Annotated in this window: 22 protein-coding genes; 10 read left to right on the top strand and 12 right to left on the bottom strand. The window is 68.6% G+C overall.

Translation table 11 applies throughout. The features are described 5' to 3' along the window. The first annotated feature begins 22 nt into the window (after positions 1–22). Both DVK03_RS06135 and DVK03_RS06140 read left to right on the top strand, forming a co-directional pair. Positions 23–1,036, top strand: coding sequence for a CheF family chemotaxis protein (locus DVK03_RS06135; RefSeq protein ID WP_199505985.1), 1,014 nt, complete (start codon positions 23–25; stop codon positions 1,034–1,036). Positions 1,037–1,111: 75 nt separating this feature from the next. After that, positions 1,112–1,396 carry a hypothetical protein gene (locus DVK03_RS06140; protein WP_233521754.1) on the top strand — a complete coding sequence of 95 codons (285 nt, stop codon included), beginning with the start codon at positions 1,112–1,114 and terminating at the stop codon, positions 1,394–1,396. Positions 1,397–1,453: 57 nt separating this feature from the next. Here the strand turns inward: DVK03_RS06140 and DVK03_RS06145 are convergent, their stop codons facing one another. The 4 genes from DVK03_RS06145 to cheB are packed head-to-tail and all read right to left on the bottom strand — an operon-like array spanning position 1,454 to position 6,512. Beyond that, positions 1,454–2,320, bottom strand: coding sequence for a CheF family chemotaxis protein (locus DVK03_RS06145; RefSeq protein ID WP_004043721.1), 867 nt, complete (start codon positions 2,318–2,320; stop codon positions 1,454–1,456). 3 nt (positions 2,321–2,323) lie between these two features. Continuing rightward, positions 2,324–3,166 carry a protein-glutamate O-methyltransferase CheR gene (locus DVK03_RS06150; RefSeq protein WP_004063727.1) on the bottom strand — a complete coding sequence of 281 codons (843 nt, stop codon included), beginning with the start codon at positions 3,164–3,166 and terminating at the stop codon, positions 2,324–2,326. Beyond that, positions 3,166–5,409, bottom strand: coding sequence for a chemotaxis protein CheA (locus DVK03_RS06155; RefSeq protein WP_115802460.1), 2,244 nt, complete (start codon positions 5,407–5,409; stop codon positions 3,166–3,168). Before DVK03_RS06155 ends, DVK03_RS06150 begins: the two co-directional genes overlap by 1 nt. Before the next feature lie 2 nt (positions 5,410–5,411). Next, entirely contained in the window at positions 5,412–6,512 is a 1,101-nt protein-coding gene (cheB, locus tag DVK03_RS06160) for a chemotaxis-specific protein-glutamate methyltransferase CheB (RefSeq protein WP_199505977.1), read from the bottom strand. Between the two features lie 249 nt (positions 6,513–6,761). On the opposite strand from cheB, the gene DVK03_RS06165 reads away from it, so the two are divergent. After that, entirely contained in the window at positions 6,762–7,235 is a 474-nt protein-coding gene (locus tag DVK03_RS06165) for a chemotaxis protein CheW (protein ID WP_006600388.1), read from the top strand. Positions 7,236–7,274: 39 nt separating this feature from the next. Here DVK03_RS06165 and DVK03_RS06170 read toward each other — a convergent pair whose 3' ends face one another. Then, positions 7,275–8,624 carry an MFS transporter gene (locus DVK03_RS06170; RefSeq protein WP_115802462.1) on the bottom strand — a complete coding sequence of 450 codons (1,350 nt, stop codon included), beginning with the start codon at positions 8,622–8,624 and terminating at the stop codon, positions 7,275–7,277. Positions 8,625–8,751: 127 nt separating this feature from the next. Here DVK03_RS06170 and DVK03_RS06175 point away from each other — a divergent pair, with 127 nt between their 5' ends. After that, the gene (locus DVK03_RS06175) at positions 8,752–10,344 is read left to right on the top strand and encodes a uracil-xanthine permease family protein (protein ID WP_004063722.1); all 1,593 of its coding nucleotides are present in this window, start codon (positions 8,752–8,754) and stop codon (positions 10,342–10,344) included. A 72-nt stretch (positions 10,345–10,416) separates the two neighbouring features. Further along, a complete protein-coding gene (locus DVK03_RS06180; protein ID WP_115802463.1) occupies positions 10,417–12,882 on the top strand; it encodes a DUF5059 domain-containing protein in 2,466 nt (821 codons plus the stop codon). Between the two features lie 2 nt (positions 12,883–12,884). On the opposite strand, the gene DVK03_RS20005 is transcribed toward DVK03_RS06180, so the two are convergent. Next, positions 12,885–13,022 carry a hypothetical protein gene (locus tag DVK03_RS20005; RefSeq protein WP_004043713.1) on the bottom strand — a complete coding sequence of 46 codons (138 nt, stop codon included), beginning with the start codon at positions 13,020–13,022 and terminating at the stop codon, positions 12,885–12,887. Positions 13,023–13,102: 80 nt separating this feature from the next. After that, entirely contained in the window at positions 13,103–14,305 is a 1,203-nt protein-coding gene (locus tag DVK03_RS06185; protein ID WP_115802464.1) for a mechanosensitive ion channel family protein, read from the bottom strand. 96 nt (positions 14,306–14,401) lie between these two features. On the opposite strand from DVK03_RS06185, the gene DVK03_RS06190 reads away from it, so the two are divergent. The 3 genes from DVK03_RS06190 to DVK03_RS06200 all read left to right on the top strand — a co-directional run bounded on the left by DVK03_RS06190 (position 14,402) and on the right by DVK03_RS06200 (position 15,856). Next, a complete protein-coding gene (locus DVK03_RS06190) occupies positions 14,402–14,896 on the top strand; it encodes a metal-dependent hydrolase (RefSeq protein WP_004063715.1) in 495 nt (164 codons plus the stop codon). Between the two features lie 98 nt (positions 14,897–14,994). Continuing rightward, positions 14,995–15,576 carry a peroxidase-related enzyme gene (locus DVK03_RS06195; protein WP_115802465.1) on the top strand — a complete coding sequence of 194 codons (582 nt, stop codon included), beginning with the start codon at positions 14,995–14,997 and terminating at the stop codon, positions 15,574–15,576. 85 nt (positions 15,577–15,661) lie between these two features. Continuing rightward, positions 15,662–15,856 carry a cold-shock protein gene (locus DVK03_RS06200; protein ID WP_004043709.1) on the top strand — a complete coding sequence of 65 codons (195 nt, stop codon included), beginning with the start codon at positions 15,662–15,664 and terminating at the stop codon, positions 15,854–15,856. Positions 15,857–15,976: 120 nt separating this feature from the next. Here the strand turns inward: DVK03_RS06200 and DVK03_RS06205 are convergent, their stop codons facing one another. The 4 genes from DVK03_RS06205 to DVK03_RS06220 all read right to left on the bottom strand — a co-directional run bounded on the left by DVK03_RS06205 (position 15,977) and on the right by DVK03_RS06220 (position 21,179). Beyond that, the gene (locus tag DVK03_RS06205; RefSeq protein ID WP_115802466.1) at positions 15,977–17,473 is read right to left on the bottom strand and encodes a cryptochrome/photolyase family protein; all 1,497 of its coding nucleotides are present in this window, start codon (positions 17,471–17,473) and stop codon (positions 15,977–15,979) included. Between the two features lie 49 nt (positions 17,474–17,522). Next, complete coding sequence (locus tag DVK03_RS06210) at positions 17,523–18,317, bottom strand: creatininase family protein (protein WP_115802467.1); 795 nt, start codon at positions 18,315–18,317, stop codon at positions 17,523–17,525. Between the two features lie 69 nt (positions 18,318–18,386). Continuing rightward, a complete protein-coding gene (locus DVK03_RS06215) occupies positions 18,387–19,994 on the bottom strand; it encodes an acyl-CoA synthetase (protein ID WP_115802468.1) in 1,608 nt (535 codons plus the stop codon). 63 nt (positions 19,995–20,057) lie between these two features. Further along, positions 20,058–21,179 (bottom strand): polymer-forming cytoskeletal protein, encoded by a 1,122-nt coding sequence (locus DVK03_RS06220; protein ID WP_115802469.1) that lies wholly within the window; start codon positions 21,177–21,179, stop codon positions 20,058–20,060. Between the two features lie 219 nt (positions 21,180–21,398). Here DVK03_RS06220 and DVK03_RS06225 point away from each other — a divergent pair, with 219 nt between their 5' ends. Both DVK03_RS06225 and DVK03_RS06230 read left to right on the top strand, forming a co-directional pair. Further along, entirely contained in the window at positions 21,399–22,373 is a 975-nt protein-coding gene (locus tag DVK03_RS06225; RefSeq protein WP_008610958.1) for an aldo/keto reductase, read from the top strand. A 43-nt stretch (positions 22,374–22,416) separates the two neighbouring features. Continuing rightward, complete coding sequence (locus DVK03_RS06230) at positions 22,417–22,911, top strand: hypothetical protein (protein ID WP_004063699.1); 495 nt, start codon at positions 22,417–22,419, stop codon at positions 22,909–22,911. Here the strand turns inward: DVK03_RS06230 and DVK03_RS06235 are convergent. Continuing rightward, positions 22,887–24,104 carry an MFS transporter gene (locus DVK03_RS06235; protein ID WP_004063698.1) on the bottom strand — a complete coding sequence of 406 codons (1,218 nt, stop codon included), beginning with the start codon at positions 24,102–24,104 and terminating at the stop codon, positions 22,887–22,889. The two genes, DVK03_RS06230 and DVK03_RS06235, sit on opposite strands and share 25 nt — an antisense overlap. Positions 24,105–24,159: the final 55 nt, after the last annotated feature.

The raw sequence follows: 24,159 nt of genomic DNA on the forward strand, positions 1-24,159 counted from the left end.
CCGCGCGCCCGAGGGGGGCGACGTGGCGAAAAGCGATCTCCTGCAGGCGTACCGCCGGAAGAAGTCCGAACCGTCGGACAAACGCGAGGAACAAGAGCGGGAGCGCTCGAAGAAGCAGACGGAAAAACGGACCAGCGACGGCGAATCCATCGTCGTCGACTTCGTCGCCAACTTCGTCGCCGGCGGAAACGCCTCGTTCGAACCCGTCAAGGGGCGCGTCCTGATGAGCCAACGGCGGCTCATCCTCGCCACCTCGAAGGCCAAGACCGTCATCCCCATCACCTCCATCTTCGATATCGCCGTCGGGCAGGTCCCCCCGGAGGTCGAGGAGTTCTTCGACTACACCGTGATGGTGGGCTACATCATCGGCCGCCAGCGACGGACGACCGTCATCGGCGGCGACCGCGAGACCATCGAGAAGTTCTCGCTGCTGTTGTTCCGCGCGGCGCTCAACGGCTCGCGCGCGCAGGTTACCCACCCGGCCCGCATCGGCGGCCGCGTCCTCGACACGGAGCGCCGACCCTCGGGCCTGCATCTCGACTACGAGGCCGTCACGTTCCCCGACGACGACGGCCCGCTCACGGAGAACGGCGAGCCGTTCCACATCGACCTCGCGAGCGTCATCTTCTTCGAGGTGCTCGAACGGACCGTCGACGGCGAAACGCGACTGGTGCTTTCGGTCCAGCACGTCAAACAGGGCCAGACGGTCACCTCCGAGATAACGCTCGACTCGCGGCGGAAGATGAACATCCTCGGGCGCTACCTCAGACTCGTCTACCACTGGATAAAGTCGGGCGTCCGCGACGTCGAAATCACCGAACAGGGCCTCGAAGTCCTCGTCGGGCTGTACTCCGCCGGCGAGATGGCCGCCGAGGTCGACTTCAGCGAACTCCTCGGCGTCGAAGAGGAAGTCCTCGAAGCGGAACTGGAGACGCTCCACGAGGAGGAACTCATCGGCGACGACGAACTGCCGACCTCGCTGACGCCGCAAGGGCGGTTCGTCGTCAACGAGGAAATCGAAGACGTGAACGTCTGACGCTGTTTTTTCTGGCGGAATCGGTTCCGTCGGGTGGTTGCGAAGAACCATCAACTGGTCAACTAATCAGACACCATGCGGACGCGGACTTCGTCGCTCGTGGGCCTGGCAATCGGAAGCGTGGTCAGCTACTCCTTCGGCTTCCGACACGGCGACGCGTTGGTCGGCGTCACCCTGCTTCTCACGTACACAATTGTGGGCTTCGGATTCGTTGCCTTTCCCGCGTACCGCTGGCGATGGTCCGGGCCGAACGACCACTTCTGGTACAGCATAGTCGGCGTCATGAGCGCTCTTTTACCAATCCTCGCGATTCATGGCCTGGGCCTCGAACGGGCCTCTCAGCGCGCGAGCGACGACTGACGAGCGCGACGCGTCGCTCTCGGTTCGACGACTGCGCCGCGAAAAACCGAATGCTGGCTACTGCTCGTTGATGGCGTCCGACGCGATACTGCGGCCGCGGGCGTTGAGTTGCACCTCGTGGCGCACGCGAATCTCCTCGACGACGTTGTGGTCGATGAGTCGCTGAAAGAGTTCCTCGACCTCGTCCACGTCGAGGCCGAGGAAGTTCGGGATGTCGAACGGCGAGACGCCGGAGTACAGCGCCGTGAGGACCTGTTTGTCCGTCTCGCTCAGTTCGATGGAGGTCTCCGAAAGCTCCTCGCCCTCGCGGAGGAGCGTGTAGAGGAAACTGACGGCGCGGTCGGAGCCGGAGATGTACGTCTGGAGGCTCGTCCCCTCGTCGTCGGAGTGTTCGACCTCGATGACGCTGCGGTGTTCGTCGACGATGGTCCGCTCGCCGGTCTTCACGTCGCCGATGTCGTCGAGCCGTATCTCGACGAACTTGCCGCCGACGGTCGCCATGCTCACGGCCTCCGTCTCGACTTTGAGCCGGGATTTCTCCCACTCGGTGTTCTGGACGACGCCGCCGGCGACGGCGGGGTGTCGCGCGAGGAACTGTTCGGTGTTGAGGAGCGCGCCGAAGAAGTCCGTCTCGAACTCGTCGTAGTCGACGGGCGCGAGCAGGACGACGCCCGACGGGATGTGGACGCTGAAGTAGTCGGAGACGGTCGCGATGCGTTGGTTCACGTCGTACCGGCCGCCGAACTCCTGTATCTTCGAGAGCTGAATCGTCCGCTTGCCGCCCGTGCCCGCGAGGATGAGCCGCCGGTTCGAAAGCAGGATGCGGCCGCTCGTCCAGTCCACGTCGTGCATCTCCCGGCCGTTCTTGACGACTTGGAGGAACCGCCCGCGCGTGTCCCCGAGCTTTTGCTCACCGGGTTTCATCGCTCACCTCCCGACCGCGGCGTCGCTCGCGCGGTAGATGCGGAGTCGTTTCTCGACGGGGTCGAACTGCTGTCTGCACGTCGGCGGGATGGTTTCGGTCATGCCGATGGTGAGGTAGCCGTCCGGGTTCAGCGCGGAGCCGAGCGTCTCGAAGACGGCGCGCTTCGACTCGGCGTTGATGTAGATGAACAGGTTCCGGCAGACGACGAGGTCGAACGTCCCCGGCGGCTCCTCGCGGATGAGGTCCCGCCGCTCGAAGCGGACCATGTCGGTGACGGCGTCTTTCACCCGGAAGGTGTCGTCGTCGCGGTCGACGAAGCGCTCCCAGCGGCCGATGGGGTCGAGCTGTTCGGCCACGTCGTTCGTCTCGGAGGCGCGGTACTCGCCGGCTCTGGCGGCGCGCAGAATCTCGCGTTTGATGTCCGTGCCGACGATTTCGATGCGGCGCTCGTCGACTCGGTCGTCGTCGTGGGCGAGCATCGCCAGCGAGTAGGCCTCGCGGCCGTCCGAGCAGGCCGCGCTCCATATCTTGATTGGGTCGTGGCGGCTCCCCCGCGAACTCAGGTCGCGGAGCACCTCCCGGAGCGCCTCCCACACCTCGGGGTTGCGGAAGAAGCTCGTCACGTTGACCGACAGCGCGTCGAGGAGCGCCTGCTGTTCTTCTTCGTCGTCGGTGAGGAGGTCGTGGTACGACCCGTAGTCGTCGACGCGTCGTCGCCGCATCCGGGCGGAGATTCGGCGGTCGAGGTAGGCGTCGTTGTACGAACTCGTCTGGAACTGCAGGGAGTCTTCGATGTAGTCCAAGAGCCGGTCGAACGCCGGGTCGTCGGTCGCCGACGACGGCATCAGTCGGCCGCCTCCTCGGCGGTGTCGGGGAGCTGGCTCGGGTCGAACTCGCGCATCGCCTGCTCGCCGTCGGCGGGAAGTTGAAGCGTCGACACGTCGAGAATCGGGATGACGTTCCCGTCGCCGATGACGGCCGTCCCCGACAGCCCGCCGACGCCCGACAGCGGCCCTTGGAGGGGCGTCACGACGACCTCCTCCTGTTTCGTCACGCCGTCGCAGTGGAGCGCGACCTGCCTGTCGTCGGGGCGGATGCGGACCACCATCCCGTCGTCGGGCTCGGGCGAGTCGATTTCCAGCGCCTCGCGGAGCCGAATCAGGGGGAAGATGGTCTCCTCGTGGACGATGACCTCCGCGCCGTTGACCGTCTGGACGCGGTCGCGGCGGCTAATCTCGTCGATGTACTTGATGGGGACGCCGAACTCGCGGTCTTCGACCTGGACGAAAAGCACCTTGATGATGGCGACCGACACCGGCAGCCGGATGTTGAACGTGCTCCCCTCGCCGGGGTCGCTCTCGACCGACACCGAGCCGTCGAGCGATTCGACGGTCGTCTTCACCACGTCCATGCCGACGCCGCGGCCGGACACGTCGGTGATTTCGTCGTTGGTCGAGAAGCCGGGATGGAAGATGTAGTCGTACACCTCGCTGTCGGGCATCTGGTCCAGTTCCTCGCGGGTCGCAACGCCCTTGTCGATTGCCTTCTCGCGGACGGCGTCGGCGTCGATGCCGCTCCCGTCGTCCTCGACGGTCACGATGACGGTGTCGTGTTGGCGGCGCGCGGAGAGCCGGATGGTCCCCGTGCGGGACTTGCCGTTCGCCTCGCGAACGTCGGGGGCTTCGATGCCGTGGTCGACGGCGTTCCGGAGGACGTGCATCAGCGGGTCGGAAATCTCGTCGAGGATGGTTCGGTCGAGTTCGATGTCCGCGCCCTCGACTTTGAACGAGACGCGCTTGTCCTGCTCGCGGGCGAGGTCGCGCACGAGTCGGGGGAACTTGTCGAACACCTTCTTCAGCGGGATGAGCCGCATGTCCATCACGGTGTTCTGGAGGTTCGACGAGATTTTGTCCAGTTCGTCGAGCGTGTCGAGCGCCGTCGTCTGACCCACGTCGATGGCGTTTCTGAGCTTGATTCGGCTCGTGACCAACTGCTCGACGAGTTCGTGGAGTTCGTCGAGTTGGTCGACGTCCACGCGGACGGACTTGACCGCCGAGATGGAGCGTGCCTCCTTTTTCTGCTCCGCGCCGTCGCCCTCGTCCGCGTCGTCCGCGTCGTCTTCGCCGTCGCCGTCGGTCGATTCGGCTCCGTCGGCGTCTCCCTCGGAGCCGTCGTCGCCCGCCTGTTCGTCGGTGGCCGCGTCCGCGCCGGTGTCGCCGGCAGCGTCAGCGTCGGCGTCGGCGCTCGGCTCGGTCTCGTCCGGCGCCGAGGCGTCTCTCTCGGCGTCCGCGTCGGAGTCGGCGGCCGGCGCGTCGCTTGCAGTCGCGGTCGCGTCCCCGGCGGCGAGCGCGTCGGATACGTCGGTCGTCTCGACCGCGGAAACCTTCCAGAGGCCGTCGAGTTCGCTCTCGACGACGGCGGCGTCGCGCTCCGCGACGAACAGGTCGAAGCCGTCGCCGTACTCGCCGTCTTCGATGGCGTCGCGGGGCGGGTTCGCTCCGACCACGTCGAGGTCCTCGGGAATGCTGCTGAGGAAGATGCCGGCGTCGACGCCCTTCATCTGGCCGGCGTCGAGTTCGACGTGGGCGTGGGTGAGTGTGGTCGCGTCCAACGCGTCCGCGTCGACGCAGTCGGCGGCGAGAGAGCCGAGGTCGACCGACTCGCGGTCGGCCTCGTCAGACGCCGCCGGATTCGAGTTTCCCGCGTCACCGCCGTCCTCGACGGCCGCGCGAATCTCCTCGACCGTGTCGCTCGGGTCGATGGTTGACTCGCCGTTCTCCTCGATGTCGTGGAGGATGTCCACGATGAGGTCCATCCCGTCGAAGACGAGGTCCATCCGCTCGGCCGTCACGTCGAGTCGCTCGTGGCGAATCTCGTCGAGGAGGTCCTCGACGGCGTGGGCGACGGTCGCGGCGTTGTCGAAGCCCATCGCGCCGAAGTTCCCCTTCAGCGTGTGGGCTTGCCGGAAGATGTCGTCGATGGCCTCGGTGTCGTCCGGGTTCGACTCCAGCGACAGAAGCGAGTTATTCAACTGCGTGATGCTCTCTTCGCTCTCGGTGATGAATGCTTGGTAGAGTTCTTCGTCCATGGTCAGGTAGTGAGCCCGCTGAGTGCTTCGTCCGCGATTCGCCCGTCGGCCGCGACGGTGTCGACACAGCCGGCCTCGATGGCCCGCTTCGGCATTCCGAAGATTGCGGAGGTCGCTTCGTCTTGTGCGACCGTGTGGCCGCCCGCCCGCTCGATTCGAGTCATCCCCTCGACGCCGTCGCGGCCCATACCCGTGAGCAGGACGCCGGCCAGCGGCGCGTCGACCGCCTCCGCGGCCGACGCCATCGTGAGGTCGATAGCCGGTTTGACGCCGTGCAGCGGCTCGTCGTCGGAGAGTTCGAGCCGGAGGCGTCCCGCGCGGTCGCCGGTCACGAGGAGGTGCGAGCCGCCCGGTGCGATTCGAATCTGTCCGGGGCCGATTCGCTCACCGTCTTCGGCCTCGCGGACCTCGTAGTCACAGCGGCCGTCGAGCCGCGCCGCGAAGCGCTTCGTGAAGCCGGCCGGCATGTGCTGGACGACCAGCACGCGGAGGCCGGCCTCCGCGGGGAGCGCCGCGAGCACTCGTTCGACGACGTTCGGCCCGCCCGTGGACGCGCCGATAATCAGCGTCGAGCCCTCGGTCGGGAGCGACTCGGTCGTCTCCGACGCCGCCGATGCCGACCCCGCGGTCGCCGGCGACTTCGACTCCGCTTTCGGTGGGCGAGAGCCCCGGCGCGTCGCCGAGAGGTCGACCGCCGCGGCGGACTGAATCTTCTCGACCAGTTCCCGCTTGACGCGGGGCATCTCGGAGGTGACTTCGCCGCCCGGTTTCGTCACGAAGTCGACCGCCCCCCGGTCGAGCGCTTCGAACGTCACGTCGGCGTCCTCCTCGGCGTGCGCCGAGAGCATGAGGACGGGCGTCGGACACTCCTCCATGATGGCCTCGACCGCGTCGAGGCCGTTCATCTCGGGCATCTCGATGTCCATCGTCACCACGTCCGGTCGGTTCTCCTCGACCACCGAAATCGCCTCGCGGCCGTCGGCCGCCTCGGCGACGACCTCGACGTCTGCGTCTTCGAGGAGCGTGCGAATCAGCGTCCGCATGAACCGCGAGTCGTCGACGACGACCGCTCGCGTCGGTCCCGCGCCGGCGGTCGAACTCATCGCCCCCACCCGTTGGTGCCGAGACGACGGTCCCGCTGAGTCGTCGAGTGGGTCCCCCGCCGAGGGCTCGGTGGCTTCGTTAGTGTGCCGTTTCGTTGACCGCTCATCTACCTCCGTGGTTCGGAAATCGGGTATATAAACACTCGGCGGGGATAATCACGGCTGATAATCGAGTACGTATCTTTATACGCTGAATCTCACCACTCTGAAGCAGACAGGTGGCGGCGGATGTCGCCGCCGGGGTTGACCATGCGACAAGATGCAATCACGACCGAGATGAGCGCGGACGAGACCGACGCGGAGGACTCCGCCGAAGAAGTACAGGTGCTGGAATTCCAACTCGGACCGGAGACGTACTGCGTCGACATCGAGTACGTGAGCGAAATCGTCGACAAGGGCCAGCTCACGGCGGTGCCGAACGCGCCGGACTACGTCGAGGGCGTGATGGACCTCCGCGGGCGGACCACGTCCATCATCAATCCGAAGTCGCTTCTCAGCATCGACGCCGGGGGCGAGTCGAAGCGCATCGTCATCTTCGACCCGAACAAGTTCGAAGACGAGGCGGCGACCGGCTGGCTCGTCGACGAGGTGTACCAGGTCGTGCGCGTCTCGATGGACGACGTGGAGGACCCGCCGCTGGAAAAAGACGACTCCATCGAGGGCGTCATCAAGCGCGACGGCGACCTCGTCGTCTGGATTTCGCCGGTGCACGCCATCGAGTAAGGCGGTTCGACGACCGGCCCCGCTTTCGTTTTCGAGACCCTAATCGGCGAGCGACTGCTCTCCCGCCGCGACGCCCCGACCGCCGGTGAGCAACACCACGACGAGCGCACAGCCCACGACGACGCCCGCGAGCCCGAACGCCGCGACGTAGCCGGCGGCGTCCGCGACGAGGCCGCCGAGCGCCGAGCCGACCCCGCCGCCGAGGCTCGAAAGCGCCGTGTACGCGCCGAGGGCCTCCCCGCGAATCCGGTCGGGCGCGAGCCGCGTCACCAGCCCCGTCGCGGTCACCGCGATGACCGCCCACGTGACGCCGATGACGAGGAACGTCGCGCCGAGCGTGACGAGCGCGGCGAACGCGGCCAACTGCGTGCCGACGACGGCGACCGCCGGGAAGGCGAGGCCGCGGGTCGCCAGCGCGCCGGCCTGGAGGCGACGGGGGTCGTGTCGCGCGGCGAACGCGCCGACCTTCGCGTAGCTCGCCGCCGACCCGAGACTCGACAGGACGAACAGGGCGAACACCTCGTCGGCGGTCCGCCCGGAGTCGACGAGGTACGCGGGCAACGGCCCGAAGAACACCGAGAAGCCGACGAAAAACAGCGTCGCGGCCGCGAGATACCGGAGGAGGTCGGGGCTCATCCGCGCTCGGAGGTCGTCGAGGTCGAGGCTCTGGAGCGCCCAGTAGAGCCGCGAGGGACCGTACGGGACCGCGCGGACGGAGCGCCCGACGAGGCCGCTTTGTCGACGGATACTGGCCGAGACGCGGGCGAACCGTCGCGTCGACACCGTCGAGCGCTCGGGGTACCAGACGCGGACGAGGACGGCCCCGAGGGCGGCGGCGACCGCGGCCGCGGCGAGGAACCGCCGCTGGACCGACAGCGCGTCGAGGCCGAACAGCCGCGGGGCCAGCGCCGACCAGACCGCGCCGACGACGAGGCCGCCGAGCCAGCCGTAGCCCTGATAGTGGTTGAGGACGCCGAAGCGGCGGTCCCACTCCTTCGAGGGGACGCCCTCGACGACGATGAGGTTCAACACCGGTGCGGCCGCGGCGACGGCGAACCACAGGAGGGCGTTGGCGACGAGGACCGCGACCGGCGATGCGGCGACGGCGGTGAGAGCCAGCGCGCCCGCGGTCGCCGCGAGCGCGACGAGGATGAAGGGCCGTCGGCGCTTCGCGCGGGCGGCCAGTCTGCCCCAGAGTACCGCGCCCGGCGCGCCGGCGAAGGCGGCGGTCGCGGCGATGAGGCCGACGAACAGCGCGCTCGCCCCCAGTTCGATGGCGTACAGCGGGACGACGAGCGACGACGCGCCCACCGCGGCGTAGCCCAGCGCCCAGCCGAACAGCCACCGGTCGCGGTTCCCCGCCGCCGAAGCGCCGTGTCGGTCGGTCACACGCCACGAATGAAACCGGTGAAACAAAGTCGTTACTCCCCGAACGCGCGCGAAAAGCAGGACATATATAGTCTGAACAAAATCCTCGGACAACTATGCTCGGGAGCGAACCGCCACATACGGGGGGATGGTCGTGACGGACGACTCCTCTCCCTCCTCGTTCGTGCAGTACGGTATCGACGACAAACCGCCTCTTCCGACCGCTCTCCTTCTCGGCGCCCAACACTACCTCACCATGGTGGGCGCGAACATCGCCGTTCCCCTCATCCTCGCCGGAGCCCTCGGCATGCCCGCCGACGTGATTCCGCGGTTCGTCGGGACGTTCTTCGTCGTCTCCGGCATCGCGACGCTGATGCAGACGACGTTCGGGAACCGCTACCCCATCGTGCAGGGCGCGCCCTTCTCGATGCTCGCGCCGGCGCTCGCCGTCATCGGCGTGGCGACGGCGGCCGACCAGTCGGGCGTCGCGTGGCAGAGCGCGCTCTTGCAACTCCAGGGCGCGATTATCGTCGCGGCCGTGGTCGAGGTGTTCGTCGGCTACTTCGGTCTGCTCGGACGCCTCCGGAAGTTCATCTCGCCGGTCGTCATCGCGCCGACCATCGCGCTCATCGGACTGTCGCTTTTCAACGCCCCGCAGGTCGCGTCCGCCACGAACAACTGGTGGCTCCTCGGCCTGACGCTCGCGCTCATCGTCCTGTTCTCGCAGTATCTCGACACCGCGCACCCGGCGTTCAAGCTGTTCCCGGTGCTGCTCGGCGTCATCGTCTCGTACGTCGTCGCCGCCGGCCTCTCGGTCGCGGGCGTCATCGCGCCCGGCGCGGCGGGTTACGTGAACCTCCAGACGGTCATCGAGGCCCCGGCGCTCATGCCCATCTACCCGCTTCAGTGGGGCTTCGCGGGCGGCGCGGGGACGACGACCGTCTCGCTCCCCGTCGTGGGGTCGGTCGCCTTCGGCATCCCGCAGTTCACGACCTCCTTTATCATCGGGATGCTCGCCGGCGTCGCGGCCTCGATGGTCGAATCGTTCGGTGACTACCACGCCGTCGCCCGGCTCTCGGGCGTCGGCGCGCCCTCCGAGCGCCGCATCAATCACGGCATCGGCATGGAGGGCGCGATGAACGTCTTCTCGGCCGTCATGGGCGGCAGCGGCTCGACCTCCTACTCCGAGAACATCGGCGCAATCGGCCTGACGGGCGTGGCCTCCCGCTACGTCGTGCAGGTCGGGGCGGTCGTGATGCTCGTCATGGGCTTCGTCGGCTACTTCGGCCAGCTTATCGCGACGATTCCCGACCCCATCGTCGGCGGCCTCTACGTCGCCATGTTCGGCCAAATCGTCGCCGTCGGCCTCTCGAACCTGAAGTACGTCGACCTCGACTCCTCCCGGAACGTGTTCATCGTCGGCGTCGCCATGTTCGCCGGTCTCGCCGTCCCCGCCTACATGGGGAACGTCGGAAGCGCGGCGGCGTTCCGCGAGGGGATGCGACAGGTCGCGCTCGTCGGCCCCGTCCTCGGGACCCAACTCGTCGCCGACACCGTCTTCGTCATCGGTTCGACCGGCATGGCAGTCGGCGGCCTCATCGCCTTCTTCTTCGACAACACCATCGCGGGGACCCGCGCCGAACGCGGCCTCGAAGAGTGGGAAGACACCGTCGAAGACGACGACGATTTCGAGTCGGCGCTGGACCGCTTCCGCGGCGACGAGTCCGCGACGGCCGACTGACCCGAACGACGCAGGGTTTTCGGCCTGCCTAAAAATCGACGCGTTTTTCTACTATTAGGTGTGCCTAAAACCATGGAATACAGCAGACGACGTCTCTTGCAGACGACGGGGCTCGCAGTCGCGACCGCGGGGCTCGCGGGCTGCAACGGCCAATCGAGCGATGAGACGACCACCGCCGCCAAGACCGATTCGGAGACGGAGACCGCGGCCGAAACGACCACCGAGAACGCCGAGTCGTCGGTGAGCGTCGACGCCGCCGTCGCCGTCGCGGCCGAGTGGAACGCGATGCGCGCCCGCCTCTACGACACCGTCGCGCTGGCCGCCGCGGGGCGACTGGGCACCGCCGCCCGCGTCACCGGCGACGTGTTCGCCCGCTTCGAGCAGTCTTCGGGCGAGTGGGGCGCACACGAGCAGTTGGAGGCGACGAACGAACAGAACTACGAGACGTTCGAATCGCACCTCGGCGGCGCGAGAGAGGCGTACGCCGCCGGCGACGCCGAGCGCGGGTCGGACCTCGCGGTGCAGGCGGCCGACAACCTGCTTGCGGCCCAGCGCGGCCGCGTCGACGCCGCCGTGGTCGACGCGCTGGAGGTCCTGCTGTTCGGCGCTCGCGCCCGCGACGCCGGTCTGCTCGCCGCGGCCGGCGAGGTCGACGCCGCGGCCGAACTGGCGAACGCGGTGTACGAGGACTTCGAGGACGCGCCCGCGCACTCGTCGCTGGAGTCCGCCTCGGGCGAACTGTACGAGACGTTCGAGGCGGCCGTCGAGGGCGCGGCCGACGCTGGCGACGCCGAGACCATCGCCGCCTCGGCCCGGACCGCCGCCGACGCGACGGTCGATGCGAGCTACGAACTCGCTCCCGAGGCGGTCGCCGGGGCGGGTCACCTCGCGCTCATGCAGGCGGTCGGCTTCGACGCCGAGGTGCTCGCCGGGCTCGGCGGTCCCGGCGACGAGTTCGCCCACGCGGCCGCGCTGTCGCTCTACCGCGCCCGCGCCGCCGACGTGCCACGACTGGTCGCCGCGGGCGAGGCCGACTTCGCCGCGACGGTCGCGAGCGACGTGTTCGCCCACTTCGAAGGCGCGCGAGCGCACGAGGCGTTAGAGGAGGCCGACCACGACGCCTACGAGGGCTTCGAGGGCGGGCTGGAATCGCTGACCGAGGCCGCCGAATCGGGCGACGGTGCGGCGGCCGAGGAGGCGGTGGCGACGGTCGACGAGAACCTGCTCGCGGGAATCTCGGCGCTCGTCGGCGGCGAGGCCGCGACGGTGCTCGAAGCGGCGTTCTTCCGCGCCCGCCTCGGCGACGCCCGCGAGCTGGTCGCCGTCGGCGAGACGGACCGCGCCGCCGCAGTCGGTGAATCCCTCTTCGCCCGGTTCGAAGAGAACGAGGCGAACCTCCACGAGTCCGTCGAAGAGGAGTCCGAAGAGCTCTATCACCGCTTCGAAGAGGAGCATCTCGCCGGCCTCGTCGAGGACGCGGCCGCCGGCAACGCCGACGCCGCCGCGGCCCACGCCGAGGGCGCGATGGACGCGCTGTTCGAGTTCGAGGCGGCCGTCGGCGCGACCGCCGAAGTGTCGGCCGCGGAGGCCGCGTTCTTCGGTGCCCGCGGATTCGACGCCGCCGCGCTCGCGCAGGTCGGCGCGTCGGCCCGCGCCGGCTCGGTCGTCCAGTCCACCTTCGCCTTCTTCGAGAGCGGCGCGGGCGGCTATCACGAGACCTTGGAGGAGGCCGACCACGACCTCTACGAGTCGTTCGAGGGCGCGCTCGGGTCGGTCCGAACCGCGGCCGAGGAGGGCGGCGAGGCCTACGGCGCGGCCAAGACCTACGGCCAGCGGGCTGTCGATTCGATGTACGCCGTCGTCGCCACCGCGGCCGCGGACGCCGGCCTCGGAGCCGCCGCCTCGGAGCGCATGACCGGCGTCTTCCAGACGTTCGAGGAGGCCCGCGTCCACGAGGCCTTAGAAGGGGGCGACCGCGACGCCTACGAGGGCTTCGAGGCGGCGCTGTCCGACTACGTCGACGCGTTAGCGGACGGAAGCGAAGTCGACGCCGCCGCAGAAGCGTACGCGACGGCGACCGCCCGCGCCCAGTTCGCCGTCGTCGGTGAAGTCGGCAAGGCCCCCGAGGCGGGCGGCTCCGAAGACGGCGGTTCCGCCGACGCGGCGCTGTCCGGCGGGCCGAACGTCGTCGAGGGCGTCCCCGAGGACGCCGACCACGTCGTAGAGATGTCCGCCGTCGCGTTCGAGCCGGCGGAACTGACGGTATCGGCCGGCGACACCGTCGCGTTCGAGCACGTCGGCGGCGAGGCCCACTCGGTCACGGCCTACGGCGACGAACTCCCCGAGGGAGCGGTGTACTGGGCCTCAGGCGGCTTCGAGTCCCAAGAAGCGGCCGAGACCGGCTGGAGCGAAGGGAAGGGCGCGGTCCAGTCTGGCCAGTCCTACGTCCACACCTTCGAGACGGCCGGCGAGCACGCGTACTACTGCGTGCCCCACGAGGCCGCGGGCATGACGGGTACCATCGTCGTCGAGGAGTAGAGTCAACTCCCGTCGCGCCCGGTCCGCCCGAGCGCGACGAGCACGAGGTAGCCGACGAACCCGGCGGCGAACAGCAGGACCGGAATCGCGAAGGGGCCGAACGTCTCGATGAGCCCGTCCACGGGACCGAGTTGGAGCATATCCGATCCACGGCCGCATCGCGGTTAACGTTCCCGGCGAGAGTCGCCCCGGAGTGTCCACGGCGGGGTACTCCGGGCGCTCACTCGTCGTAGGCGCTGTCGTCTTCGTCCGCGTCCGCGTCCGCGACATCGCCGGCCACCACTTCGTCGGCCGCCTCTCGGCCGCGCGTCGGCTTCCGGACGCCGCCGTTCGAGAGCCCGGCCGCGGGCGACTGCCGGGTCGCCTCGGCGTCCGCCGAGTGGACGTGCACGTCCCGCTGGGGGAACGGGATGCCGATGCCCGCGTCGTTCAGGCGCTTGTATATCTCGCGGTTGAGGTTGTGCGTCGCCTTCCCGCGCTTGAGCGGACTGTTGACCCAGCAGACGAGTTCGTACTCCAGCGCGTCGGGGCCGAACCGGCGGAACCGCGGCCGGGGTCGGGGGCTGTCGAGGACCAGCGGCTCGTCGAGGGCGATGTCGGTCAGGAGTTCCTCGAACGCGTCCACGTCGGTACCGTAGGCGACGCCGACCGGGACTTTCAGCCGGCGGCGGCGGTTCGGCGCGGACTCGTTGATGATTTTGGCGGCGTTGAGCACCGAGTTCGGCACCGTCACGAGCAGTTCGTCGCGGGTGAGAAGCGTGGTCGAGCGGATGCCGACCTTGACGACCGTGCCGGCCTCGCCGGAGTCGAGGACGACGTAGTCACCGATTTTGTAGGTGTCGTCGAAGTACAGCGCGATGCCGCCGAAGAAGTTGGCGACGGTGTCCTTGGCGGCGAATCCGACGGCGATGCCGGCGATACCCGCGCCGGCGAAAAGCGGCGTGATTTCGATGCCCCAGATGTACAGGAGCGCGCCGATAGTGCCGACCGAGACGACGATGGTCCAGACGTTCGAGAAGACGGGCGCGAAGTCGTAGCGACTGCCCTTGTCCTTGACCGCGTCGACGAGGCGGTTGACGAGGCGGTTGAGCGCCCACGCCCAGACGACGATGCCGACCGACAGCGACGGTAGGCCGAAGAAGTCGTTGAGCGTCGCCGCGTCGACGACGAACGCCTCCGCGACCGCCGGGGCTCTGGAAAACAGGAAGACGCCCGTCAGCGAGACGGTGACGACGATGGGCCACCGAAGCTCTTGGACGACGATGTTGTCGAGGGAGGTCTCGGTTCGGCTGGTGTATCGAAACAGGAGGCGGATGACCACCGTCTCCATGACGAACGCGCCGCCGACCGAGATGAGTAAGACGAGGGCCGTCACCTCAAGCGCCGACAGACCCGAGAGGAACGACGAGAGGTGTTGGCTCATGCCGCGAAAGTCGCGGCCACCGGAGATAACGATTGCTCCGCTGACGGTCGCGGCGGCCGAAAGGTTTTGTTCGCCGCGGGAGCGAGGGCACACCAGATGTACCGATTCGGTCACTGGGGCGTCTCGCTCCTCGTGTTCGCTCCGCTCGGCTTCGCGCTCGTGCAGGCCGGCCGCCCCGAACTCGCCTTCGTCGCCGGCGCGGCGATGTGCTGGCTGGCGATGCTCCCCGACTACGACATGCGCGTCCCCGGCATCTCCCACCGCGGGCCGACCCACACCGTCCTCTTCGCCGCCCTCGTCGGCGGCGTCGGCGGCGGCGGGGCGTACCTCCTCGCCAGCAACGCGGGCCAACCCGAGGCTGCGGCGACGACCCTCGGCGCGTTCGGCTTCGCCGTGGGCGCGCTCACCATCCTCGCGCACCTCGCGGCCGACGTGCTGACGCCCGCCGGCATCCGCCCCCTGTGGCCGCTTTCGTCCCGGAAGTTCACGCTCTCGCTGTGGACCGCGGACAACACCGTCGCCAACTACGGCCTGTTCGCCGTCGGCGTGTTCGCCGTGGCCGCGGCGGCGTACCTCTCGGTCGCGCTCTGAACGCCCTGAAACTCGGAGTCGAACACCCCGGACTCGGGACGGCGAGCGCCCCTCGGATATGAGGAATCGTTAAGGTCTGTCCGGGAGACCGGAGACGCATGGACGACGACGCCATGCGCCGCTTCCCGGTTCCCGACCGCGACGACCTCCCCGAAGACCTCCGCGAGCGCATCGACGACGAGACCGAGCGCGCCGGCTTCACGCCGAACGTCTTCGCCGCGTTCGCGTACAAACCCTCGCACTTCCGGCCCTTCTTCGAGTACCACGACGCGCTCGTCGAGGACACCGACCTCGAACGCCACGAGGTGGAGATGATTATCGTGGCCGTCTCCGGCGTCAACCACTGTTACTACTGCAACGTCGCCCACGGCGCGCTGGTCCGCATCTACGCGAAAGACCCGCTGCTCGCGGACCAACTGGTCGCCAACTACCGCACCGCCGACATCCCCGAGAAACACAAGACGATGCTCGACGTGGCGGTCAAACTCACCGAGTCGCCCGTCGAGGTCGGCGGAGACGACCTCCAGCGACTCCGCGACGCCGACTTCTCCGAGGAGGCGATATGGGACATCGGCGCGGTTACAGCCTTCTTCAACCTCAGCAACCGCATGGCGATGTTCGCGGATATGCGACCGAACGAGGAGTTTCACACCCTCGGCCGAGAGCCGCGCGACGACTGACTCGAAGGTGAGTAAACGAGTACCACGGTCATTGATAGCAATCGGCGGAATCCTTATGCCGCCAACCGATGAGTTTCGACACGCAATGGCGAAAGGTAAGGTTGCGTTCTTCAAGTCCTCCGGCGGCTACGGCTTCATCGAGACCGACGACCACGACGACGACGTGTTCTTCCACATGGAGGACATCGAGGGTCCCGACCTCGAAGAGGGTCAGGAAGTGGAGTTCGACATCGAGGAGGCCGACAAAGGCCCGCGGGCGACGAACGTCACGCGGCTCTGAGTCCGACGCGTTCCGACCGACGGCGACTCGACAGCGAAGCAGAGTTCCGCATTTTCAGGCCGCCAGCCGCGGCGCTCGCGGGTCGTGGCCGTCGGCCGTGGAGGTCGGCCGTCGCCCGCCTCAGAGCGTCCCCGCCCGGCCCATCCGCCGAATCTCGTCGGCCCGCGCCCGGATAGCTTCCCACTCCTCGTCGTCCTTGCGGTCGACGTGGGAGTACATGAGTCCCATCCGACCCGTCCCGCGGAGGCGTGCTTCGTTCTCCTTCAGGAAGTCCCAGTAGAGCGCGTTGAACGGGCAGGCGTTCTCGCCGGTCGTCTTCGACACCGCGTAGGGACACGACGAGCAGTAGTCGGACATCTTGTTCACGTAGTTGCCCGACGAGGCGTAGGGCTTCGACGAGAGCACGTCGGTGGCGAACGACCCCATGGCGACCACGTTCGGCGTCGTCACCCAGTGGAACGCGTCGACGAACCCGAGGTGGAACCAGCGGTCGAGTTCCGCCGGGTCGACGCCGTAGACCAGCGCGAAGTTCGAAAGCACCATCAGGCGCTCGATGTGGTGGGCGTAGCCGCGGTCGCGGACGTGGCCCACGGCCTCGGACAGACAGTTCATATCGGTCTCGCCGGTCCAGTACGCCTCCGGGAGCGGTTCGGTCTGGTCGAGTTGGTTCGCTTCGGCCAACTCGGGCATCGACCGCCGGTAGACGTGCCGCACGAACTCCCGCCAGCCGAGGACCTGCCGCACGAACCCCTCGGCGCTGTTGAGCGGGGCGTCGCCCCGTTCGTAGGCTTCTTCGACGGCCTCGACCGCCTCGCGCGGGTGCAGCAGGCCGAGGTTGATGGCCGCCGAGAGCAGGGAGTGACAGAGCGCCCACTCGCCGTCGACCATCGCGTCCTGATACGGGCCGAACTCGGGGAGGCGGACCTCGACGAAGTGCGACAGCGCCTGTCTCGCCGCCTCGCGCGTCACCGGCCAGACGAACGGCTCGGGCGACCCCCACGCGTCGGGGTAGCGCTCGCAGACGAACTCGATGACCTCGCGCGTCGTCTCGTCCGGGTCGAACCGCGGCGCTTCGGGCGGCGTCCACCCCTCCGGCGGCGTCTCGCGGTTCTGGTCGTCGTAGTTCCACTCGCCGCCGACGGGGTCGTTGCCGTCCATCAGGACGCCCGTCTGCCGGCGGGCGTGTCGGTACCAGTGTTCCTGTCGGTAGCTGTCGGCGTCGCCGGCCCAGTCGTCGAAGTCGGCGGGCGTCGTGAGAAACAGGTCGTTCTCGACGAGCGTGAGCGACCCGCCGCGGGCGGAAACGAGCTCTCGAAGCCGCTCGCCCGCGCCGTGGCTCGGGGGGTCCATCACGACGAGGTCGTCGCCGGGCGCGGCGTCGAAGTAGCGGTCGAGCCCTTCACCGAACGTCTCGGCTTCGATGTACGTCACCTCGTAGCCGCGGTCGCGGAGGTCGTCGCGGAAGTGCCGCATCGCCGCAAAGACGAGCGCGAGCTTCTGGGGGTGGTACGGCAGTCGGTCGCCGAAGGCGTGCGCCTCGATCATCAGCACGCGGTCGTCGGACTGGAGCGGCGCGGCCGACGGGTCGAGTTGGTCGCCGAGGACCCAGACGGTCATAGGCGTCCCTTCGGCGGCGGAGAAAAGAGCGTGTCGGCCAGCCGAGGGGTCAGCGACGCGACCCCGGTTGGGGGTCGACGTGCGCGGGTGCGAGCAGGTCGTCTATCGGCTGGTCGTCGAGCCACGACAGCAGGCGAACGAGCTGGTCGGTCGCGGCCTCGAACAGCTCTTCGCCGGCCTCGGGCGACGCGTCGGTCTGGTCACCGAAGACGCCGTTTCCGGAGTTCTCGATGGCGTCGTAGAACGTCCGCGCGCCGTGTTCGCGGAGGTGGTCGTCGCCCAGGTCGACGACGCCGCCGTCGCGGGCCGAGTCGAGTTCGCCCTCGCGGACGAGGTCGCGGGCGATGTGCATAATCATCGAGGTCTCCTTCGGCCCGCCGTGGGGACCGGGGTGGTCGAACAGGTCGGTGACGAGGTCCGGAATCGACTCGTCCCACATCCACTCGATGGCGTACATGGTGCCGTCGTCGCGGAGGCGGCGACCGACCTCCCGGAGGTGCTGGACGTTGCCGCCGTGGGCGTTGACGAACACGACCCGGTCGATGCCGTGGTACGCGAGGTTGCGCGTCAGCGACTCCACGTAGTCGCGGAACTGCGGCGGGTCGACCCACATCGTCCCGTGGAACTGGCGGTGGTGGGGGCTGACGCCGACGTTGACGGTCGGGGTACAGAGGTAGCCGGTCCGGTCGGCCGCCTCGCGGGCCAACGCCTCCGCGATGAGGTGGTCGGTGGCGAGCGGGAGGTGCGGGCCGTGCTGTTCCGTCGAGCCGAGGGGGACGACCGCGAGCGACGATTCGGCCACGTAGTCTCCGAGTTCGGGCCACGTCTGGTCCGCGATGTACATGGGCGTCACCAAGCGACGACGCCTAAAGAAAGGTGCCAAAGGGGAAATGGACTCCCGGAGCGCGCCGACTCAGTCCTGCTCTCGGGACCGCAGTTCGATGCGGCGAATCTTCCCCGAGGAGGTCTTCGGTAGCTCCGCGACGAACTCGATTTCGCGCGGGTACTTGTACGGGGCCGTCTGCGCTTTCATGAACGACTGGAGTTCGTCCACGAGGTCGTCAGAGCCCTCGTAGCCGTCGGTGAGGACGACGTACGCCTTGACGATGCTGCCGCGTTCCTCGTGGGGGCTGGCGACCGCGGCGGCCTCCGCGACCGCCTCGTGGGAGACGAGCGCGTCTTCGACCTCGAAGGGGCCGATGCGGTAGCCCGCCGAGATGATGATGTCGTCGGCGCGGCCCTCGAAGAAGAAGTAGCCGTCCTCGTCGCGGGAGGCGAGGTCGCCGGTGCGGTAGTAGTCGCCGGAGAACGTCTTCTCGTCGAGGTTCGGCTTCTCGTAGTAGCCGTCGAAGATGCCGGGGCAGCCGACCGGGACGGCGATTTCACCGATTTCGTCGACGCCGACTTCCTCCTCGTTTTCGTCGATGATGGTCGTGCCGAGGCCGGGCGTCGGCTTGCCCATGCTGCCGGGTTTCACGTCGATGCCGGGGTAGTTCGTCAGGAGCGCGACCGTCTCGGTCTGGCCGTAGCCGTCCCGCGGGGTGACGCCGAACGCCTCGCGGAACGCCTCTATCGGCTCGCGGTTGAGCGGTTCGCCCGCCGACAGCGCCTCTTTCAGCCGCAGGTCGTACGAGCCGAGGTCGCGCTGGGCGAACATCCGGTACTGGGTCGGGACGGCGCAGAGGCGGGTGACGCCTTCTTCTTCCATGATGTCGAGGAACGCGTCCGGTTCGAAGTCGCCGCGGTAGACGAACTGGGTCGCGCCGGTCGTCAGACCGACGCCGACGGGGCTCCAGAACCACTTGGCCCAGCCGGTGCCGGTCGTCGCCCAGAGCAGTTCGTCGGAGAGGTCGTCGTCGGCCGTGACGCCCCACCAGTAGGGGGCGTTGACGAGTTCGAAACACCGCATCCAGCGGTGGCGGTGGCGGACCGGCTTGGGCTGGCCGGTCGTCCCCGACGTGTAGTTGATGGACATCGGGTCATCGGCCCGGAGGGCGGGGCCGTCGTGTTCGGTGGATGCGTCGGCGACGAGGTCCGAAAACGAGGTCCAGCCGTCGGCGTCGCCGCCGAGGACGACGAAGTTCGAAAGCGGCGTCTCGTCGCGCACCTCGTCGACCATCTCGACGAGCGACTCGTGGACGACGGCCGTCGTCGCCTTACAGTCGTTCGCGCGGAACGCGATGTCCTTGGGCTTGAGCATCGACGAACTGGGCACGAGTAGCGCGCCGCGCTTGAGCGCGCCGAGTTGGACGGCGAACACGTCGGGGTCGCGGGGGAGGAGGTGGATGAGCCGGCCGCCCTTCCCGACGCCCATGGATTCGAGCGCGTTGGCGAAGCGGTTCATGTCGTCGCGGAGGTCGCCGTAAGTCCGCTCCTCGCGGCCGCCGTCGGCGTCGCGGAACCGGAGGGCGACGCGGTCGCCGAAGGCGTCGGCGTGCGACTCGATGACTGCGGGGATGTTGTAGTGCTCGGGGATGTCCCACTCGAACGATTCCGACTCGGCCGCGTAGTCGACTGCCATGGCTCGACAGACAGAACAGACCATAATAATTGTTCGTCCGGTTCCCGCGTGAGAGGCGCGCAGTCAGGCCATCGGCGAGCCCTCTCGCGGGCCTTCGTCGGGCGCGCTCACGCTCTCGTCGCCGTCGTCGGCGGACTCCCCGCGGAGCGCCAGCGCGAACGCGCCGAGCCCGACGAGCAGGACGACGAATTCGAGAACGCCCCCGAGCGGGACGAAGTCGAGGACGGCCAGCACGAACAGGCCGGCGAACAGCGCGACCCAGCGGTTGTCGTAGTCCGCGAGCGACAGGAGCCACGTCCCGAGGACGAGCGCGCCGTAGACGCCCGCGACCCAGAGGACGAGCAGGAAGCCGACCCCGCCGGCCAGCGAGAGCGGGATGCCCACGATGGTCAGGAGCAGGAGCAGCAGGACGATGGGTATCGCGACGATGGCGAGGAGGCCGACGCCGCCGCTCCGCACGGCCTTCTTGGTCCCGAGGCCCGTCACGCGGCGGGCGAAGCCGGGGGCGACGAGGACGATAATCGCGCCGACGACGAAGTTGGCGAGGAGCCAGTAGCCCGAGACCACCCAGCCGGGGATGACCGGGCCTTCGAACTGGCCGAACTGGAACGGCGTCCCGGCGACGACGGGCGCGGCGACCGCGAGGTCGTCCACCTGCCGCACGCCGCCGTCGACGACGGCCGCGGCGTCGACGGTCGCGGTCGCCGCGTCGTATTCGAGCGAGCCGCCGACCCGAGCGGTCGGGCCGACAGTGAGTTCTTCCGCACCGACGCGGACGTTCCCGTCGACCGCGCCGTCGAGTCGGACGGTGCCGCCGGCGGCGTCTACCGACCCGCCGATGTCGGCGGTGTCACGGACGAACACCGCGCCGCCCGCGAGGCTCACGTCGCCGCCGACGGTGCCTTCGAGGGTCGCGGAGCCCGCGACCGCGTCGAGGTTCCCGTCGACGGTTCCGGTCTCAGTCAGGAGGACGGTCCCTGCCGTCGCGGACACGTCGCCGGTTACCGTCCCGGCGACGACGACCGTGCCGCCGACCGCGTCGAGGTCGCCGTCGACGGTCTCGCCCTCGTCGACGACGACGGCCCCGCCGGCGGACGGTCCCTGTTGTGCGGCCGCGACGCCCGCGAGCGACCCCACCACGAGGAGGCTCACGAGGAGCGCGACCAGTTGTTTCGTTGTGAACATCGGAATCACCGAGGCTACGCCTCGGGTTACTGATACGACTCCGGAGAGCATAAACCGAGAGAGACGGTTTCAAACCCCGGGAAACGCCGTTTTCTGATGACTGTCTCGGCCCGAGGACCGGCCGGGTAGTTGCGCGGGCCCTGCCCGGACGGTCGGCCGGTCCCCCGCCACGGCTACCGCTTGGTCCATCTTTTTGCCGACTCGCGGGGATGTCCGCACATGGAGTACACGACGCTCGGAGACACCGGCATGGAGGTCTCCCGCATCTGTCTCGGCTGTATGAGCTTCGGCACGCCGGAGTGGCGCGAGTGGGTGTTAGACGAGGAGGCGGGGCTCGAACTGGTCGACCGCGCCATCGAACTCGGTATCAACTTCTTCGACACCGCCAACATGTACTCGAACGGCGAGTCCGAGCGCGTCCTCGGGAAGGCGCTGGAGGGCCGCCGCGACGAGGCGGTCGTCGCCTCGAAGGTGTACTTCCAGATGGACGACGACGACCCGAACTCCGGCGGTCTCTCGCGGAAGGCCATCGAACAGGAGCTCGACAACTCGCTCGACCGCCTCGGGATGGACGCGCTCGACCTGCTCCAGATTCACCGCTACGATTACGACACCCCCATCGAGACGACGATGCGCGCGCTCGACGACGCGGTTCGGCGCGGCAAGACGCGCTACGTCGGCGCGTCGTCGATGTGGGCCCACCAGTTCGCGGAGGCGCAGTACACCGCCGACTCGCTCGGACTGGACCGCTTCGCCACGATGCAGAATCACTACAACCTGCTGTACCGCGAGGAGGAACGCGAGATGCTCCCCCTCTGCGAGAAGCAGGGCGTCGGCGTCATGCCGTGGTCGCCGCTCGCCCGCGGCTACCTCACCCGCCCCCACGAGGAGTTCGAGGCGACGACCCGCGGCCGGACCGACGAACACGCCAAGGGCCACCCGTACTTCGAGGGCGGCGGCCGCGAGGTGAACGAGCGCGTCGAGGAACTCGCCGACGAGAAGGGCGTCAAGATGGCGCAACTGGCCCTCTCGTGGGTGCTCCACAAGGACTGGGTTGACGCGCCCATCGTCGGCACGAGCAGTATCGAACATCTCGAAGACGCGGTGGAGGCCCTCGACATCACGCTCTCGGACTCCGACATCGACTACCTCGAAGAGCCCTACCAGCCGGTCCGCGTCTCCGGCCACGACTAAGCCCAAGGGAAACAGCCTTCAGCGCCCGCAGTGAGGGACGACCGTGTACGGGACCCTCGCACGACTCGCCCGCGACGAGCCGGAGACGGCGATTCTCGGCGTCGAGTCGCTGCTCGCGGCCGGCGTCCTCCTCGGCGTCGCGCTGACGCTCGTCTCGTCGCTCGCGCCGACGCTCCCGCTCGCCCACGTCGGGTTCACGCTCGCGGCGGCCGCCACGCTCCTTCTCACGGCCGTCTCGCTTGTGGCCGCGTCGCGGCGAATCGCCCTCCTGCTCACCGGCCGCGGCGGCCTGCGAATCGAGACGTTCTGGCGGCTGCTCGAACTGATGCTCGCGTTCCTCGTCGCCGGTATCGTCGCCTTCGCGGTCCAACTCGGTGAGTTCGCGCCGACCGTCCCCGACCCGCGGGGCGGCGGCGTCTTCGTCGGGCTGTTCCTGGCGTTCGTCCTCGCGGGCGTCGGCCTCGCCGTCGTCGTCTGTCTCCGCGGGATGTGGCTCGTCGTGAACGCCGAACTTCAGTCGGCGCTCGACGGCGTCTGAGCCGCGCCGATGCCGTCGAGTCGCTTCACCGCCCGGAGCGCGACGACGGCGATAGCGACCTCTGCGAAGCCGACGACGAGAAACGACGGGAGGTAGCCGACCACGTCGGCGACGACGCCCCCGATGAGGAAGCCGGCGAGGAAGCCGAGGCTGCCGAAGACGTTGAAGCCGCCGAGGGCCGCCCCGCGCTCGCCCGACTCGGCGAGGTCGGTCACGAGCGCCATCGTCGCGGGCGCGACGAGCGCGCCGAAGACGCCGACGACGACCATGAGAGCGGCCGCGAGTTCGAAGACCGGGGCGACGCCGACGGCGACGATTGACACGCCGTAGAGCATCGACCCCGCGACGACGGGGACGAACCGGCCGACGCGGTCGGACAGCGAGCCGAGGGGGTACTGCAAGAGCGCGAAGGGGACGAAAAAGAGCGCGAGCACCCCGCCGGCGACGGCGGCGTTCACGCCGAACGCCTCGCGGAAGTAGTACACCCCGACGAGGGCGAAGAAGCCGGCGGTCATGCGGTCGATGAAGCCGAAGGCGTACGGGACCGCGAACGCCGGGCGCGCGGCCAGTTTCTTGAGGACGACGCCGACGCCGACGCGGGTCGAATCGGGCGTCCTGTCGGTGACGGTCGTGACGAGCAGCGCGACGGCGGTGAGCGACGCGGCCGACGCGTACAGCGGCGCGAGGGGGTCGATGGTCGTGAGTTGGCCGCCGACGACCGAGCCGAGCGCCGCGCCGAGGCCGATGGCGATGCCCGCCGCGCCCATGTTCCGGCCGTTGCCCCCCGAGAGGTCCGCGAGCATCGTAATCGACAGCGAGAACGCGCCGATGGTCATCGCGCCGCCGAGGAGGCGGACGATGAGGACCGCGCCGAACGTGGCGTCGAGCCACGGGAGCGTGGCGAGCGCGAGGAGCGCGACGTAGCTGGCCGCGCCGCCGAGCGCGCCCGCGACGATGAGCCACGTCCGCCGGCCGAGCGCGTCCGAGAGCGCGCCCCAGACGCTCGAAAAGGCGACGAACGAGGCGAACTCGGCGACGAGAAACAGCATCCCGGCCGAGAGGTCGTACTCCCCTTGCCCGCCGCCGAGGGCGGTCACGAGGTCGGAGACGCCGGGATAGAGGAGCACCTGCGAGACGAGGACGCCCCAGACGGCGAGCGCGAGTGTCGCGCGTTCGCGGCGCGTCGAGTCCATACGCGGTCGGTCGGCCCGGACGGAAATAGCCCTGTCCTTGTTCGATTCGATTGCC

The organism is Haloferax sp. Atlit-109R, from assembly GCF_003665865.1.
GTDB lineage: Archaea > Halobacteriota > Halobacteria > Halobacteriales > Haloferacaceae > Haloferax > Haloferax volcanii.